This window comes from Rhodoferax sp. (assembly GCF_028715765.1).
Classification (GTDB): Bacteria; Pseudomonadota; Gammaproteobacteria; order Burkholderiales; family Burkholderiaceae_C; genus Rhodoferax.
Genome location: NZ_JAQURE010000009.1, coordinates 39,866 through 54,733 on the forward strand (window position 1 = coordinate 39,866; position 14,868 = coordinate 54,733).

At 60.6% G+C, this 14,868-nt stretch carries 14 protein-coding genes; 3 read left to right on the forward strand and 11 right to left on the reverse strand.

The features are described 5' to 3' along the window. Positions 1-4: 4 nt before the first annotated feature. Together PHT20_RS05270 and PHT20_RS05275 are read right to left on the reverse strand one after the other, a co-directional pair. Positions 5-1,171, reverse strand: a complete 1,167-nt coding sequence (locus tag PHT20_RS05270; protein WP_301019720.1) for an MFS transporter — start codon at positions 1,169-1,171, stop codon at positions 5-7. A gap of 124 nt (positions 1,172-1,295) precedes the next feature. Continuing rightward, on the reverse strand, positions 1,296-1,991 hold the full coding sequence (locus tag PHT20_RS05275; RefSeq protein ID WP_301019721.1) for an SDR family NAD(P)-dependent oxidoreductase: 696 nt from the start codon (positions 1,989-1,991) through the stop codon (positions 1,296-1,298). Between the two features lie 163 nt (positions 1,992-2,154). Between PHT20_RS05275 and PHT20_RS05280 the strand changes: the two genes are divergently transcribed. Both PHT20_RS05280 and PHT20_RS05285 read left to right on the forward strand, forming a co-directional pair. Next, on the forward strand, positions 2,155-3,162 hold the full coding sequence (locus tag PHT20_RS05280) for an adenylate/guanylate cyclase domain-containing protein (protein ID WP_301019722.1): 1,008 nt from the start codon (positions 2,155-2,157) through the stop codon (positions 3,160-3,162). 2 nt (positions 3,163-3,164) lie between these two features. Then, complete coding sequence (locus PHT20_RS05285) at positions 3,165-3,470, forward strand: hypothetical protein (protein WP_301019723.1); 306 nt, start codon at positions 3,165-3,167, stop codon at positions 3,468-3,470. Between the two features lie 66 nt (positions 3,471-3,536). On the opposite strand, the gene PHT20_RS05290 is transcribed toward PHT20_RS05285, so the two are convergent. The 6 genes from PHT20_RS05290 to PHT20_RS05310 all read right to left on the reverse strand — a co-directional run bounded on the left by PHT20_RS05290 (position 3,537) and on the right by PHT20_RS05310 (position 10,846). Continuing rightward, positions 3,537-5,168: a cryptochrome/photolyase family protein gene (locus PHT20_RS05290; protein WP_301019724.1), complete on the reverse strand. Its 1,632-nt coding sequence runs from the start codon at positions 5,166-5,168 to the stop codon at positions 3,537-3,539. A 39-nt stretch (positions 5,169-5,207) separates the two neighbouring features. Then, positions 5,208-6,521, reverse strand: coding sequence for a DASH family cryptochrome (locus PHT20_RS05295; protein WP_301019725.1), 1,314 nt, complete (start codon positions 6,519-6,521; stop codon positions 5,208-5,210). Then, positions 6,518-6,673 (reverse strand): DUF2256 domain-containing protein, encoded by a 156-nt coding sequence (locus PHT20_RS16710; protein ID WP_366520895.1) that lies wholly within the window; start codon positions 6,671-6,673, stop codon positions 6,518-6,520. Before PHT20_RS16710 ends, PHT20_RS05295 begins: the two co-directional genes overlap by 4 nt. Before the next feature lie 167 nt (positions 6,674-6,840). After that, complete coding sequence (locus tag PHT20_RS05300) at positions 6,841-8,442, reverse strand: FAD-binding domain-containing protein (RefSeq protein WP_301019726.1); 1,602 nt, start codon at positions 8,440-8,442, stop codon at positions 6,841-6,843. Next, positions 8,439-9,620: a HupE/UreJ family protein gene (locus PHT20_RS05305; protein ID WP_301019727.1), complete on the reverse strand. Its 1,182-nt coding sequence runs from the start codon at positions 9,618-9,620 to the stop codon at positions 8,439-8,441. The genes PHT20_RS05300 and PHT20_RS05305 overlap by 4 nt, the downstream gene beginning before the upstream one ends. Then, a complete protein-coding gene (locus PHT20_RS05310; RefSeq protein WP_301019728.1) occupies positions 9,617-10,846 on the reverse strand; it encodes a hypothetical protein in 1,230 nt (409 codons plus the stop codon). The genes PHT20_RS05305 and PHT20_RS05310 overlap by 4 nt, the downstream gene beginning before the upstream one ends. Positions 10,847-10,896: 50 nt before the next feature. Between PHT20_RS05310 and PHT20_RS05315 the strand changes: the two genes are divergently transcribed. Continuing rightward, complete coding sequence (locus PHT20_RS05315; protein ID WP_301019729.1) at positions 10,897-11,085, forward strand: hypothetical protein; 189 nt, start codon at positions 10,897-10,899, stop codon at positions 11,083-11,085. A gap of 58 nt (positions 11,086-11,143) precedes the next feature. On the opposite strand, the gene PHT20_RS05320 is transcribed toward PHT20_RS05315, so the two are convergent. The 3 genes from PHT20_RS05320 to PHT20_RS05330 form a co-directional block, all read right to left on the reverse strand. Then, on the reverse strand, positions 11,144-11,623 hold the full coding sequence (locus PHT20_RS05320) for a DUF3429 domain-containing protein (RefSeq protein WP_301019730.1): 480 nt from the start codon (positions 11,621-11,623) through the stop codon (positions 11,144-11,146). Position 11,624: 1 nt separating this feature from the next. Further along, positions 11,625-11,999 carry a DUF2237 domain-containing protein gene (locus tag PHT20_RS05325; protein ID WP_301019731.1) on the reverse strand — a complete coding sequence of 125 codons (375 nt, stop codon included), beginning with the start codon at positions 11,997-11,999 and terminating at the stop codon, positions 11,625-11,627. Positions 12,000-12,473: 474 nt separating this feature from the next. After that, positions 12,474-14,777 (reverse strand): NADP-dependent malic enzyme, encoded by a 2,304-nt coding sequence (locus PHT20_RS05330; RefSeq protein WP_301019732.1) that lies wholly within the window; start codon positions 14,775-14,777, stop codon positions 12,474-12,476. Positions 14,778-14,868 lie beyond the last annotated feature (91 nt).

Genomic DNA, 14,868 nt, shown 5'->3' on the forward strand with positions numbered 1-14,868 from the left:
TGCTTCAACCCCGTTGCGCCGCTGGCCGGGTTGCCAGCCAAACAATAGCCGCCCCGGTCAGCAGCACGGGCAGCATAGACCCGGCGTTGAGCCACAGCCAGCCTTGGGTGGTGACCAGCACGCCAGAGGCCAATGAACTCAGCGCGGTGGTGGCAAACACAAAGAAATTGAGCGCACCTTGCGCCCGGTCTTTTTCCTGCGGGGTGTAGGTTTGCAGCGACAAGGTGGTGCTGCCGGTGAACAAAAAGTTCCAGCCCACGCCCAGCAAAAACAAGGCAATCAAAAACTGATGCAAATCCACGCCCGTGAGCGCAATGCCAATGCACGCCGCATTCAGCACCACACCCACACCCATAATGGGCAGCACGCCAAAGCGTTTGATCAAATGCCCGGTGAAAAAGCCCGGCGCAAACATGCCAATCACGTGCCACTCCAGCACCAAAGCCACATCAGAAAACGGCAAACTGCACTGCTGCATGGCCAGTGGTGTGGCCGCCATCAGCAGGTTCATCACCCCAAAACCCAGTGCCCCGCAGGCGGCAGCCACCATGAAGGCAGGTTGGCGCATGATCTCTTTGAGCGTGCGACCTTGGCTGTGGTGCGAGGGCGCAGGCGCCGGGGGAAAAGTGATGAAGGCCAGCACCAGCATAGACAGCAGCGCTACCACGGCCAGGGCCAGATAAGCGCCCATGAACGGCACCGCAGTCAGAGCGCGGGTTTGGGCGGCCAAGTTGGGGCCGGCCACCGCGCCAATCAGCCCACCGGCCATCACCATCGAGACCGCTTTTTCTTTGGCACCGGCATTGGCCAGCTCGGCGGCGGCAAAGCGGTACAAATTGGCGTTGGCGTTGTAGTAGCCGGCCACCAGCGTGGCAGCGCACAACAGCCAAAAGTTGCGGCTCCAGGCGGCATAGGCGCACAGCAGGGCGCTCAGGCAAGCCACCACCAGCCCCATTTGGAACGATGTTTTACGGCCGTAGCGTTGCTGGGTTTGGGCCACCAGGCTGGTGGAAAAGGCGCCTCCCACCACATAACCCATCACCGGTAGGGTGGCCATCCAGCCCAGCGGTGCCAAGCTCAAGCCCACCAGCCCATTGATGGCAATGAAGGTGACGTTGTTGGTCAAAAAAAGGCCTTGGCAAATGGCCAAAAGCCAGAGGTGTCGGTTCATGAAAAAACTCAAACGTTAAATAAGAAGAGGCTGATTGTCGGTAACTCAAAGCCATGCCGCAGGCCACGGTTTATTGCCCTTGGGTTCCGGCAACTGCCGTTCTGCAAAGGGCTTTTTCAGCGCTTTACCAAGGCAAGCGTGCGCCGTCATAAGCCACAAAAGAGCCGGTGTCGGCAGGGGTCAAGCTGTTTAAAGTTTGCAGCATCTCATGCACAGCCAGCATGGCTTGGCGGCCAATTTGTTCACCCTTGAAAGGTTTGGACAAGGCACTGTTGACGGTGCCAGGATGCAGGCTGACCAGCACCGCCTGTGGGTTGCTGCGCTTGACCTCAATGGCGGCAGTTTTCAGCAGCATGTTGAGCGCCGCTTTGGAGGCGCGGTAGCTGTACCAGCCGCCCAGGCGGTTGTCTTCGATGCTGCCCACTTTGGCCGACAGCAGGGCCAGCACACTGCGCTGGGCATCGAGCAGCGCAGCGAAATGGCGCAGCACCAAGGCTGGGCCAAAGGTGTTGACGCGAAAGGTGGTCTCTAATTGGGCATAACTCAGGTCACCGAGTTTTTTCTCAGGCATGAAACCGGCGGTGTGCAGCACGCCAGCGGCATTGATGATCAGGTGAAACTTGCCACCTGCGCGCAAGGCGTCAGCGGCGTTGGCGATGCTGGCCTCGTCGTCAAAGTCAAGGCTAGGCGCAGACTTGCGGTGCAGCCCGATCACCTCGCTGCAGCGTGGGTTGGCTTGCAGCAGCGCTACAAAAGCCTGCCCAATGCCGCCTGATGCGCCAAGCACCAAGGCGCGAAAACCGTCTGGAAATGTGTTCATGGTGTGTGCTGAATGTTCAGTCAAGCGCTGCAGTCTAGGCGATATGGGGGTGGGCGTGGCAGCAGTCCGCGTGCTAGGGGTTTGCAGACAAGCAGGGTGATGAAACACGGCTCAAAGCGCAATAATCATTGCTGACTGCTCACCTCATGATTACCCAGACCTTATGCCATCGCAAAACCATTTATTGATTGCCGACAGCAACGCCTACACCCGCTCACTGCTGGTCGAGCGCATGGTGCGGCTTGAGGGCTGCGCTTTGCACGTGCACGCGAGCTTGGCCGACATACAGCTGGCACCATCGGCACAGTGCAGCGCCATTTTGTTGCTCAACCACCATGCCACCGACGCACCACCGGCTGATTTATTAGCGCACTTGAAACACGTCTGCCCGACCACGCAGGTGCTGGTGATCGTGAGCCCCGGCACTGAAAAAAGAGCCTTGGAGCCATTGCGCAAGGCAGGCCATATTCAGGGGTTGATTGAAAAACCGATTGACCCTGATGCGCTTGCCCGGCAAATTCAAGACGAGATGGCCAGGCAAAACTTGGCCAGAAAACTCAACTCAGAGCACCTGAACCTGTTGCGGTTTTTGCCCACCGGTGGTTTGCGCCGCATTTTCAAGCACCCCGAGCCCGGCCATGCAGAACTGTTTGACATGACGGTGATGTTCACCGACATCCGCGACTCGTCTCGCCACATTGTGGCGTCGACCGCGCAAGATTATTTTGTCCGGCTCAACCGCATTTTGGGCGAACAAGCCCGGCTGATTCGTGCCCATGACGGCATGGTGGTCAAAACCACGGGCGACGGGCTGTTGGCGGTGTTTGAGGGTGCTGCACGCTGCCATTTGGCCTTGAAATGCGCCCAAGCCATTCAGTGCACGAATCGGGCAGATGCGATCGGCATTGGCATTGGCTTGAGCGATGGGCTGGTGCTGACTGGCATTTTGGGCACCCATGAGCATGTGCACTTTGATGTGATTGGCAAGCATGTGCACGTGGCCGCCAGGCTCTGCGCTTTGGCTGCTGGCGGCGAGATTTTGGCGACCCAAGACACTGCTGCCAAGGCACATTTTGATTTTGTCAACACGCCCATGACCGAGGCCATTCAGGTCAAAGGTTTTGCCAAGCCGGTGGCTTGTGCGCACATTCAACCCGTCCCCAAGGAATGATTTTGAAGACCCAATTTTCAGACAAACAGCTCAGTCACATTCTGGATCAGTCGCTGATTTACCAGTGTGCCTGCCCCGCCCAGGTGGCTAAACATCTGATTGGCTTGCGTGATTTGTTTGCTTACCAACAAGACTGCCTGAACCAAACCGATACCGACGTGGCCGTGCATCAGCGCATTGCGTCAGACGCGCAACGCGCCCACGCTGCGCTTGAGGAGTGCTTGCATGCGGTGTTGGTGCTGGAGCAGTGGGACATGCAGACCCTGCAAATGCCCGTGAGCTTGCAAAAACCTATGCGCAGCATTTAGTCAATCGCATATCTTCACTCCTTCCCCCTTTGGGGGAAGGCAGGGATAGGGGCAGGCTTTGAGCTCTCAAAGCGCATCAAGCCGCTGGCGTGTGGCGCTGGCCTGGGCTTGCAGCGCGGCTAGTTCTTCTGGCGGCATTTTGGCCAGCTGGCGGTAGGCCATGCCGATGCGCGGGTTGCGTTCCAGTTTGTCGGCGTTGCGCTGGTAAAAGTCCCAGTACAGCGCATTGAACGGGCAGGCAGAGTCCCCCAGGCGCTGTTTTTTGTCATAGGCGCAGCCTTTGCAGTAGTCGCTCATGCGGTCAATGTAGGCGGCGCTTGACACATAGGGTTTGGTGGCCAGCAGGCCGCCGTCGGCAAACTGGCTCATGCCCAGGGTGTTGGGCAGCTCCACCCACTCAAACGCGTCGATGTAAATACCCAAATACCAGCGGTGCAGCGCCTGCACATCCAGCCCAGCGAGCAGGGCAAAGTTGCCAATCACCATCAGACGCTGAATATGGTGCGCGTGGGCGGTTTGCAGCGAGCCGGTGATGGCGGCAGCCAAGCAGTTCATGCGCGTGTTGCCCGTCCAAAACCATTGGGGCAGCGGCCTGGTGTGTGCAAAGTAGTTGTGCGCGTCATAGCCCGGCATTTGCGCCCAGTAAATGCCGCGCACATACTCGCGCCAGCCAATCACCTGGCGGATAAAGCCTTCAGCGGCGGCCAGCTCCACGCGGCCAGCGCGCCACTCGGCCTCAACGCGCTGCACCACTTCACGCGGGTTGAGCAGTTTCACGTTCATCACAAAAGAGAGCAGGCTGTGGAACAACCGCATGGCTTTGCGGCTCATGGCATCTTCATAGTCGCCAAAGTGGGGCAGGGCGTGGGTGATGAAGTGGTCAAGCTGCTGCAAGGCCTCCAAGCGGTTCAGGGGCCAGCGGAAGTTGGCAGCATTGGGCTCGCCAAAGCTCTGTACGCCTGCGGCTTGAATGCTGGCCCACAGGGCGCTGTGGTCGTGCTGCGGGCGCAAATCGGGTGGCTCGGGGGGTGAGCCTTTCCAGGGCTTGCGGTTCTCGGCGTCAAAGTTCCATTGGCCACCGGCGGGCTTGTCGGCCCCGTCAATCAGCACGCGGTGGCGTTTGCGCATGTGGCGGTAAAAGGTCTCCATCAGCCACTGCTTGCGCCCAGCAAACAGCTCTGCCACTTCATGGCGCTGGGTGTAGAAGTGTTCGCTGTCAACGCCGCAACTGCTGGCGTTGATGTCAACGCGCTGACCCTCATTGCTATTAATAGCAGAGCTGCTTGCGCTTATTCCATATGGTCTAGAGGCACAAAACGCTTGCAATTGTTGGTCTAGGCGGTATTCGTCGGGGTCTTGGTATTGAAACACCTGCACGCCGTAGTGGCGGATGAGGGCGCTCAAGTTGTCCGTCAGGCTTTGGGTGTTGGCCGCGTCGTCAATGGCCAGGTAATGCACGCGGTGGCCAGTCTCGCGCAGCAGCTGTGCCAGCGCGCGCATGCCAGCAAAAATGGCGATGATTTTTTGCGCATGGTGCAACACGTAGTCAGTTTCCTGGCGCATCTCCATCAGCACGTAGATCACGCTGGTGTCTGCTTTTGAAAACCAGCTGTGCAGCGGGTTGAGCTGGTCGCCCAGAATCAGCCGCAGGGTGTGGGCTGGGGCTGGCGCTGGATAGGGGGCAAGGTTTGCTTTCACGGTCACGGTCACGGTCTCACGGTCATGTTGCTCTTGGGTTCAAACTTGTTGCCACAGCTTTTGGTAGCGCTGATCCGGGTCATGGTCATGCGCCTGTTTGGCCACGTTGAAGCGGCGCCCGCCACGTGGGTCGCATCCCATGCCGGCAATGTAGAGCCAGTTGCCTTGGTTGTTGTACACATCGTAGTCAAACAACTGCGCCTCAAACCAGGCGGCACCAGCGCGCCAGTCGCCACCCAACTCATGAATCAAATAGCTCGCTGCCACCTGGCGCAGGCGGTTGGACAAGTAGCCGGTAGCCAGCAGTTCATGCATGGCCGCGTCCACCAGGGGTTCCCCCGTGCGGCCCAGGCACCAGCGGGTGAATTGCGCCGGGTCGTGGTGCACCGGCGGCACTTTGTCGCGCAGGCCGCGGTACCTGAACAAGGTGTCGCCATGCTGCAGGTGCAAAAACCGGAAGTAGTCGCGCCACAGCAGTTCTTTTTGCAGCCATTCGGTGCCCTCGTTGGTGCCATGCGTGTGCTCAAAGTCAACCATCGACTGGTGCAGCCGGCGCACCGACAGCGCGCCAGAGGCCAGCCAGAGTGACACTTTGCTGGAAAAGTCTGTGCCTGTGAGCCCGTTGCGCGTGGCTTTGTAGCGGGGCGGCAAGTTGGACGCAAAGTAGCGTGCCAGGTGGCCAAGTGCGGCACGCTCGCCCCCGGCAAAGTCGCCCAGCCAATAGGGCACGCTGCTGCGTGGCTCGAGAGTGATGTCGCCCAGCTTGGCCAGTGCCTGCGCCAGGTTGACGCAGGCATAGCCGTGCGCGGTGCGCGGCAAGGGCGGCAGCTGGGTGGGCGCGGGCAGGGGTGCTGCCACGGGCGTGTGGGCGTGGCTGAGTGCCTGGCAAAACTGGGTGTAAACCGGGGGCAGGTCTGGCACTTTGAAGGGCAGAGCGGCGGGCTCAAACAGGCTGGACTGCCAGTGGCTTGCCACGTTCAACCCCGCTTGTTGCAGCCCATCAACCTCAGAGCGTTCATGGGTGGCGGCGATGTGTTCGCAGTGCACGGTGCGCACATTCAGGGCTTGGGCCAGCTTGGGCAGCATCTCACCCGGGGCGCCGTAGAGCACGGTCAAGGCACTGCCCAAGCGGCGCAGTTGTGCGTCAAGGTCTTGCAAACTGTCAAGCAAGACGCGCTGGCGGTGCACGCTGGGCTGCATCACGCCCCAGCGTGGCTCACCATTGTGGGTGGCGCTGGCACTGCCCAGGCAGTACACCGGCAGCACGGCGCTGGCTTGCGCGCAGGCTTGGGTCAAGGCCGGGTTGTCGTGCAGGCGCAGGTCGTTTCTAAACCAGTAAATCAGGGTGGTCATGGCTGGTTTCCTGAAGGGCTAGGGCCACTGCGGCGGCAGCGCTCTGAGCAGTATTTGACGTTGTCCCAATCACGCTCCCATTTTTTACGCCAGGCAAAGGGCTTGTGGCATATGGGGCAAATTTTGCTGGGCAGGTCTGATTTCTTGCGCATGTAGATGATTTTTGTGTGCTAAATATGCCTCTAGAGCTTATGGATAAAGCGTAAGCAGCTATTGAAATTGATTAACTTTGCTGGCAAGTGTCAGATTGACGTTGGGTGGATGGGGACGTTGCGGGTCAGCCATTGGATAGGTGGTAGTTTTGGGTACTTTGCGCTGGTTAGAGGGACTCATCAAACAACCCAATTTGCCGGCTGTCTGCAGCGGGCTTGCGGTTTGGGGCGCGCGTGCCACTGTCGCGCCCTTTGCGTGAGGCGTGTTTTTCCACTATGGCCGCTTTGCCTGCGCGCACCTCTGGCGCACGGCGCAGTTTGTGCAGGCGGTCTTTGGCGGCGCGGGTGGCGGCTTCCAGGTCGACGGGCGGCAGCGGCCAGGCGTCTGGTGCACCTGCTGGTGCATCGGCACACACACGCACGCCGCAGGCGGCTTGCACACTCTCAGGCATTTTCCAGGGCTCGAGCAGCCAGCTGTCGGGCACGTGGCGCAGGGCGGGGCACCAGCGGCGCACAAACAGACCGCGCGGGTCGTGGTCTTGCGCTTGCTTGACCGGGTTGTAGACGCGGGTGGTGTTGATGCCGGTGGTGCCACTTTGCATTTGCAGCTGGCTCCAGTGGATGCCGGGCTCATAGTCTAAAAATTGGCGTGCCAGCCACTGACCCACTTCATGCCAATGCAGCCACAGCGGGTACGCTGCCACCGAGACCAGCATGGCGCGCATGCGAAAGTTGAGCCAGCCGGTGTCACGCAGCATGGCCACGCAGGCGTCCACCATCGGCCAGCCGGTGCGCCCGGCTTGCAAGGCGGCAAAGTGGGCCGGGTTCCAGTCGGGTTCACGCAGGCCGTCGTAGCCGCGGTGCACGTTGCGCCACTCCAGCTCGGGCTCAGACTCCAACTTCTGGATGAAATGGCAGTGCCAATGCAATCGGCTCAAAAATGCCTCTAGCCCTTTTGCTTCTTGCATAGAGTGCTCTTGAAGTTGAAGCGCCTTTTGCTCGGTGGCTTGCACCACTTCGCGCAGGCTCAGGCACCCAAAGCTGAGGTACGGTGACAAGCGCGAGCAGGCCTCAGGCGCCGACAGGGGTGACGAGATGCCGCCCCGGTAATGGCGGCAGCGGTCTAGCAAAAAATCATCCAGCACGGCCAGCCCCACACTGCGCCCACCGCGCTGACGCCGGGGTGGGTCAAACGCCGCCAGCCCCAGGTCTTGTGCAGCGGGCACGGTCTGGGCGGGCCAGGGCGAGGGCTGAAACTGCAGTAGGCCCATGCCCATGCCTGCACATGCACTCGTGCCGGGGCAAGGGTGCTGTTTAGCGCTGGTGTGTGTGACCCAGTGGCTGTGCCAGAGGTTGCGGTTTTGCAGGCGGCGCACCACGCCAAACTGGGCCGACTCTTGCCACGTCACAGCGTGCCGCTGGCACCACTGGGCCACGGCCGTGTCGCGCGCATAAGTGAAAGCGTTGCCAGTTTCCTCGTGCGAAAAAAGGCCGTTGAACGGTAGCAGGGCGTGCAGTTCTGACAACACCGCAACCACGTCGCCGGTGCGCACGTGCAAGCGGCCGCCCAGGGCTTTCAGCGCACGCGCCAGCTCGCGCAAGCTCTCCAGCACAAATTCATAGTGTTGGCGAGCGGCATCGGGCTGTGCCCACAGGCCGGGCTCGATCACATACAGGCACAGCACCGGGCCGCAGGCAGCGGCTTGCATCAGCGCGGCGTGGTCGTGCAGGCGCAAGTCGCGCTTGAACCAGACCACGCTGATGTTCATAAGAGTTTCAGGTTGAAGGCGCGCTCGGCCAGCCACACCGCAGCCAGCAGCAGGGTCAGCACCGAGCCACCCACAAACACGCCGCGACGGTAAAAGCGGCTGTGCCGCAGCCAGTAAGCTGCCGGCAAAAACGCCGCCACAATGGCCAGTTGACCCACTTCCACGCCCAGGTTAAAGCCCAGCAGCGACAACACCAGCGCCTCTTGCGGCAGGCCCAGCTCGGCCAACACGCTGGCAAAACCAAAGCCGTGGATCAGGCCAAACCCAAAGGCCATCATCCAGCGCCGCTGGGTGATGACGGGTTTGAGGTTGTTGGCCGCGGCCAGCACCACCGACAACGCAATGGTTGACTCCACCAGCCTGGACGGCAGCTCCACCAGCCGCAGTGCGGCCAGTGTCAGGGTGATGGAGTGTGCTGCGGTAAACGCCGTGACCACCCATAAAACTTCATGCAGGGCCTGGCCAAAGCTGTGCACAGCGACCCATTTGCGCTGTTCTATGACCAGTACCGCGGGCAGCAGCAGCGAGAGCAAAAACAAAATATGGTCAAACCCCATCCAGATGTGCCACACGCCTTCCACCAGGTACTGAACAAAATGGGTGAAGCTGGAGACCGACTGTGCCTTGAAGGTCTGGCTGGGTTGCGTGGGCGACAGCACGGCGGTGTGGGTGTGGCCGTCGAGCTGCAGGCGCAGCAGGCCGCGGTGCAGGGCATCTTGGTCAAACAGCAGCTGGTAGGTCAGGTTGACATCAGCCGTGGCGCTGGGGCATTGGCCGCCTAGCTGCAGCACGGCATAGCCGCCGTCGGTGTGTTCGTCAACTTGCAGTTGCGCCACCTGCAGCGTGCAGGCGCCGCCGCGCTGCAGGCTTAAATGGGCCAGCGCCCAGCTGTTCAGGGCTGTCTGGTGCTGGCGCAGTTCGCCCCAGGTGATGTCGCCGTTGCCGTCAACGTCTAGCCCCAAGGCAAAGTCGATGTCGCGCAGGGCAATGTCCCACTGGCCGCTGAGGGTTTGCCCCTGCACGTTCAACATCAGCAAACTGTCGCTGGCTTTGTGGGCGCTGGCCGGGCCAGTCAAGCCCAGTGTCAGCCCCAGAGTAAGTGCCAGCAGGGTCAAGGTGCGGCGCACGCACAAGCGCAAGAGTGAAAGAGCGTGCGAGAAGAGGATCCGGGTGCTCATGGTGTCAGGGTGTTGAGGGTTTGCGCCATGCTTTGCAGGCGGGTGTCTTCAAAGCCGCTGTTGCGCAGCCAGTCCAGCGCCGCCTGGGCTTGAGCCGGGGCTTGGGCGGCCAGCGCTGCCTCTAGCAAGATGCGGGCATCGCGTGGCTCGCGCTGCACTTGGTAGTTGGCCTGTGCCAGCGTCAAAGCCGCTTGGGGGTTGGCGCGCAGGTGCATTTCAAAGCGGGCTTCTTCCGCGCGGTGGGTCACATCGCCACGCAAGCGGGCGGCTTCAAAACGGTTGGCCATGGCTTGCCGGTGGGCGGCGGCGGCGGGCAGTTTGAGCTGCTGCTCGGCTTGCGCCAGGCGCAGCAGCAGGCTGTCGGAGGCTTCCCAGGGTTTGAGCAACTGCACCACTTCAGCGGGGCGCGCCGTGTCAAGCAAAAAGTCGCTCCAGGCGGCCAGCAGGTAGCCGTCGTCCAGCCCCAGTGCCAAGGCGGCTTTGAAATGCTGCTCGGCTTGAACGGGCTGGCCGCGCCAATGCGCCACTTCACCCAGGCGGGTGTGCAGCCAAAGCTGGCTGTCCGCATCTGTGCTGACGTTCAAGGCCTGCTGCAAAGTGGCTTGGGCGCGACCCAGGTCACCGGTGTAGGCCTGCAGCAAGCCCTGACACGCACCGCCCAAGGCGGTGCGCCCCAGGCTGTGCAGGGCTTGACACACTTCACGGGCTGCCGGGTAGTTGGCCTGCACCAAAAAAATGGCACCGCGCCAGGCCTGGGCTTGCGCTAATTGTGGGTTGGCTTGCAGTGCCGCGGCAAAGTCGGCCAAGGCGGCCTCGAATTGGTGGCTGTATTGCTTGAGCTGGCCACGCACCAGCAGCAACTCAGCCGTCATGGTTTTGGCAAAGGGCTGCAGGCTGGCCTGCGCATAGCCAATGTAGCGCGGGTCGCCTTGCGCCATGGCTTGGTCAAAGTAGGCCTGTGCCAAGGCACGGGTGGCTTCGGCATCGGTTGGGGTTTGAGCCACTTGCGCACGCAAGGCAGCCAGGTGCTGGGTGGACGCATCGCCAGGCCGCGTTGGCAAGCGCGCCAAGACTTCGGCATCATCACGCGGTGTGCGTGGGGCAGCTTGGCTGTGTGGGCTGGCACACGCCAGCCCAAGGCACAGCATCAGCCCCCGGGCAATAAGCCCAGCTTGGACAAGCCTTTGAGGCGCTACAAAGTTCAATTTTTTCAGGCTGCGGTACATTATTTCTGCGCTCGGTTTGGGCGTTTCATAGATTCACTTGGAGAGCTGGTATGACGAAATTATTGTCTGCTTTGGTTTTGGCTGCGTTTGCCACGGGTTCTTTTGCAGCTTCTCATGGCGGTGCCATGAAAGATGCCAAGGCCATGGAAGAAAAAATGGCAGCTTGCAAAAAGATGGATGCAAAAGCTGATGACAAGATGAAAGCTGAATGCAAAAAAATGATGGAAACCAAGAAGTAATTCCTGGTTGCTCACTTTAAAAAAACGAGCTGCGGCTCGTTTTTTTTATGGCTCAAACTCAGGCGTTGAGCAAACTGGGTGGCGCGTTGGGCGTTAACACGTAGACCGATGCCAGGCAGGCACAGGCCACTAACGTCAGCTGCAAGCGCAGGGGGAGGTACCAAGGCGGCAAGGCCAGCACCCGTGTCAGACGCACATCTTGTCGGTATTGCGCCAAAAAACCGGCCATCAGCAAGGTGACCGCTGCACCCGGGTGCACCAGCAGCGCCGCCCAACCCAGCAAGGACGGCATCACGCTCCAGGCATACATGCCGTTCATTGATTTGCCAGCAGTGTCAGGGTGCACCATGGCAAAGCCCCAGTGCAGCGCCCCGACAAAACTCAAAATGACAGCGCCATAGCCCACCAGCATGTCTTGCCAAAAACTGCGGTGGTTTGGCTCAAGCCAGCTCACCAGCGCTGTGGCCACAAAGGGCAGCAAGCCGCCGTAGCCGAGCCAGGCCACCAGGGTGGGTCGAGAAGGGGTGGCAGTGGTCATGTCAGTCAGGGCTCAATTCGGTGGCATGGGCTTGCAGTTGCGCCAGTGTGACGCGCTCCAGCGCCTTGATGTGCGTGCTGCGCAATTCAACCGGCGGTGCCACCTGCGCCTGCAGTGCTTCAAGCCAGCGCAGCACGCACAAGCACCAGCGGTCACCGGGTTTGAGCCCGGCAAAGCGATGATCAGGTCGCGCTGTGATCAAGTCGTTACCCTGGGCCAGCGAGAAGTCAAGAAACTCACGCGTCATGCGGGCGCACACCACATGGGTGCCGTGGTCTTGCGCGTCGGTGTGGCAGCAGCCGTCACGAAAATAGCCGGTGAGGGGGTCGTAAGAGCAAGGCACAAGGGGTGTGCCCAACACATTGAGTGCGGTCATGGTGGTGAGAATGTCGAATGCGTGATGGTGATGACATTGTGAAACAAGCGCTTGGCAAAAGGCCTGGGCACGCGCCAAACACCCCGTCAATTCATGGGCATTGGGTGGGTGTGGGTCGCAGCGGTGTGATTTTTCAGGTGCGGCTGCTGTGGGGGTGTCTCTGGCTGCCCTGGTGCTTTGGTGGCTCTGGCACGGCGCGGCGGCTGGGTCAGGTTCGCGCGCTTTTACCCCCAAAGCCCGGTCACCTGACCCAACCACCACGCCTTATCTGCGTGGATGGTGCGTTGTAAAGTGACCAAAATTCATAGCTGCTCACGCTTTTTGGATATGCTCTAGAGGCTGTTTTCTTATAAATCTTTGAGTCCAGTCGCCCTGCCGGGTTAAACCCTCACTCTCACCTTCACCCCAAAAAAAAGACCACGCCAATTTTTCGTGGGATTGGCGTGGTCTTAGCTCAGCATCAGTTGTGCGGCATCAGCGCATTGCGTTGACATCTGCCACGGCCAGGGCGGTCATGTTGACCACGCGGCGCACGGTGCTTGACGGGTTGAGCACATGGGCGGTGGCGGCTGCACCCAGCAGGATGGGGCCAACGGTGACGCCGTTGCTGCCAGTCATTTTGAGCACATTGAACAAAATGTTGGCGGCATCCAGGTTGGGGCAAATCAGGATGTTGGCCGAGCCGCTGAGGGTGCAGTCTTGCAGCGTGGCGTGGCGAATTTCTTCAGACAACGCGGTGTCGCCTTGCATTTCGCCGTCGCATTCAACGTCTGGACAAGCGGCTTTGAACAAGTCGCGTGCGGCGCGCATTTTGCGCGCCGAAGCGCGCGAGGACGAGCCATAGTTGGAATGTGACAAAAACGCCACTTTGGGCTGCAGGCCAAAGCGTTTGACTTCAACCGCAGCCATTTGCGCAATGTGCACCAGTTGCTCGGCGCTGGGGTCTTCATTGACATAGGTGTCGGCCACAAACAGGCTGTGGTGCTCCAGCATCAGGGCATTGAGCGTGGCAAAGTTACTGATGCCCGGGGCGTAGCCAATGACATCGCGCACGTGGTCCAGGTGCACGTCAAAGCGGCCATGCATGCCGCACAGCATGGCATCGGCGTAGCCCAGTTTGACGCTGAGTGCTGCAATGGTGGTGGTGCTGCGGCGCACGGCGGCTTTGGCGGCCTCGGGGCTGACACCGTCGCGGCCTTTGAGCTGGTGGTAGGTTTCCCAATATTGCCTGAAACGCGGGTCGTCTTCGGGGTTGATCACATCGACATCTTTGCCCAGTTGCAGGCGCAGGCCAGCTTTGGCAATGCGGGCTTCCATCACCGCTGGGCGGCCAATCAAAATGGGGCGTGCCAGGCCACCTTCGATGACGATTTGAGCCGCACGCAGCACGCGCTCGTCTTCGCCTTCGGCATAGGCCACGCGCTTGGCAGCGGCTGGTGCCAGCCGGGCGGCGTTGAACACCGGCTCCATCAGCATGCCGGTGGAGTAAACAAAGCGCGAGAGTTCGCGCCGGTAAGCGTCCATGTCCTTGATCGGGCGTTTGGCCACGCCAGAGGCTTCAGCCGCGGCCGCCACCGCCGGGGCAATGCGCAAGATCAGGCGCGAGTCAAAGGGTTTGGGGATGATGAAGTCTGGGCCAAAGGCCAGCTCTTGGCCAGCGTAGGCGTGCGCCACTTCTTCACTGATGTCGGCCTTGGCCAAGTCGGCAATTTGGCGCACACAGGCCAGCTTCATGCTATCGGTGATCTGGGTCGCACCGCAGTCCAGCGCACCGCGAAAGATGTACGGGAAACACAGCACATTGTTGACCTGGTTCGGGTAGTCCGAGCGGCCGGTGGCAATGATGCAGTCTGGCCGCACGGCTTTGGCCAGCTCGGGGCGAATCTCGGGCTCGGGGTTGGCCAGCGCCAGGATGATTGGGCTGGCCGCCATGGTTTTGACCATGTCTTGCGTCAGCACCCCGGCGGCAGAGCAGCCCAGGAACACGTCGGCGCCGTTGACCGCATCGGCCAGCGTGCGGGCGCTGGTGTCTTTCTCGAAGCGGGCTTTGGAGTGGTCGTAACCCCCTGGACGACCCAGGTAGACCACGCCTTTGGAGTCGCAAAGGTAGACATTTTTTTCTTGCACGCCCAAACCCACCATCACGTTCAGGCAGGCCAGCGCTGCTGCGCCTGCGCCAGAGACTGCCACTTTGACGGCTGCAATGTCTTTGCCCACCAGCTCCAGCGCGTTCACCAGTGCGGCGCTGCTGATGATGGCAGTGCCATGCTGGTCGTCGTGAAACACCGGAATGCCCATGCGGGCTTTGAGCTTTTCTTCAATGTAAAAACACTCGGGTGCTTTGATGTCTTCGAGGTTGATGCCGCCCAGGGTGGGCTCCAGCGCGGCAATGATCTCGATGAGTTTGTCGGGGTCGCGCTCGGCCAGCTCAATGTCAAACACGTCCACGCCGGCAAATTTCTTGAACAGGCAGCCTTTGCCTTCCATCACCGGCTTGCCCGCCAGCGGACCAATGTCGCCCAAACCCAGCACGGCGGTGCCGTTGGTCACCACGCCCACCAGGTTGCCACGGCTGGTGAACTCATAAGCCAGGTCAGGGTTGGCTTGAATGTCCAGGCACGGGTAGGCCACGCCAGGGGAGTAGGCCAGCGCCAGGTCGCGCTGGTTGAACAGGGGTTTGGTGGCGTTGACCGAAATTTTGCCGCGGGTCGGCAGGCGGTGGTAGTCGCGCGAGGCATCGCCCAAGGCTTGTTCGGCGGCGGATAGTTGTTTGCTCATCAGGGTCTCCGGTTGAAATAAATGGCACAGGACTTACGCAAAACCGCACCAACGTTGTTGCCCCGACTTGCCGTACGCTTGTACTGTCTCC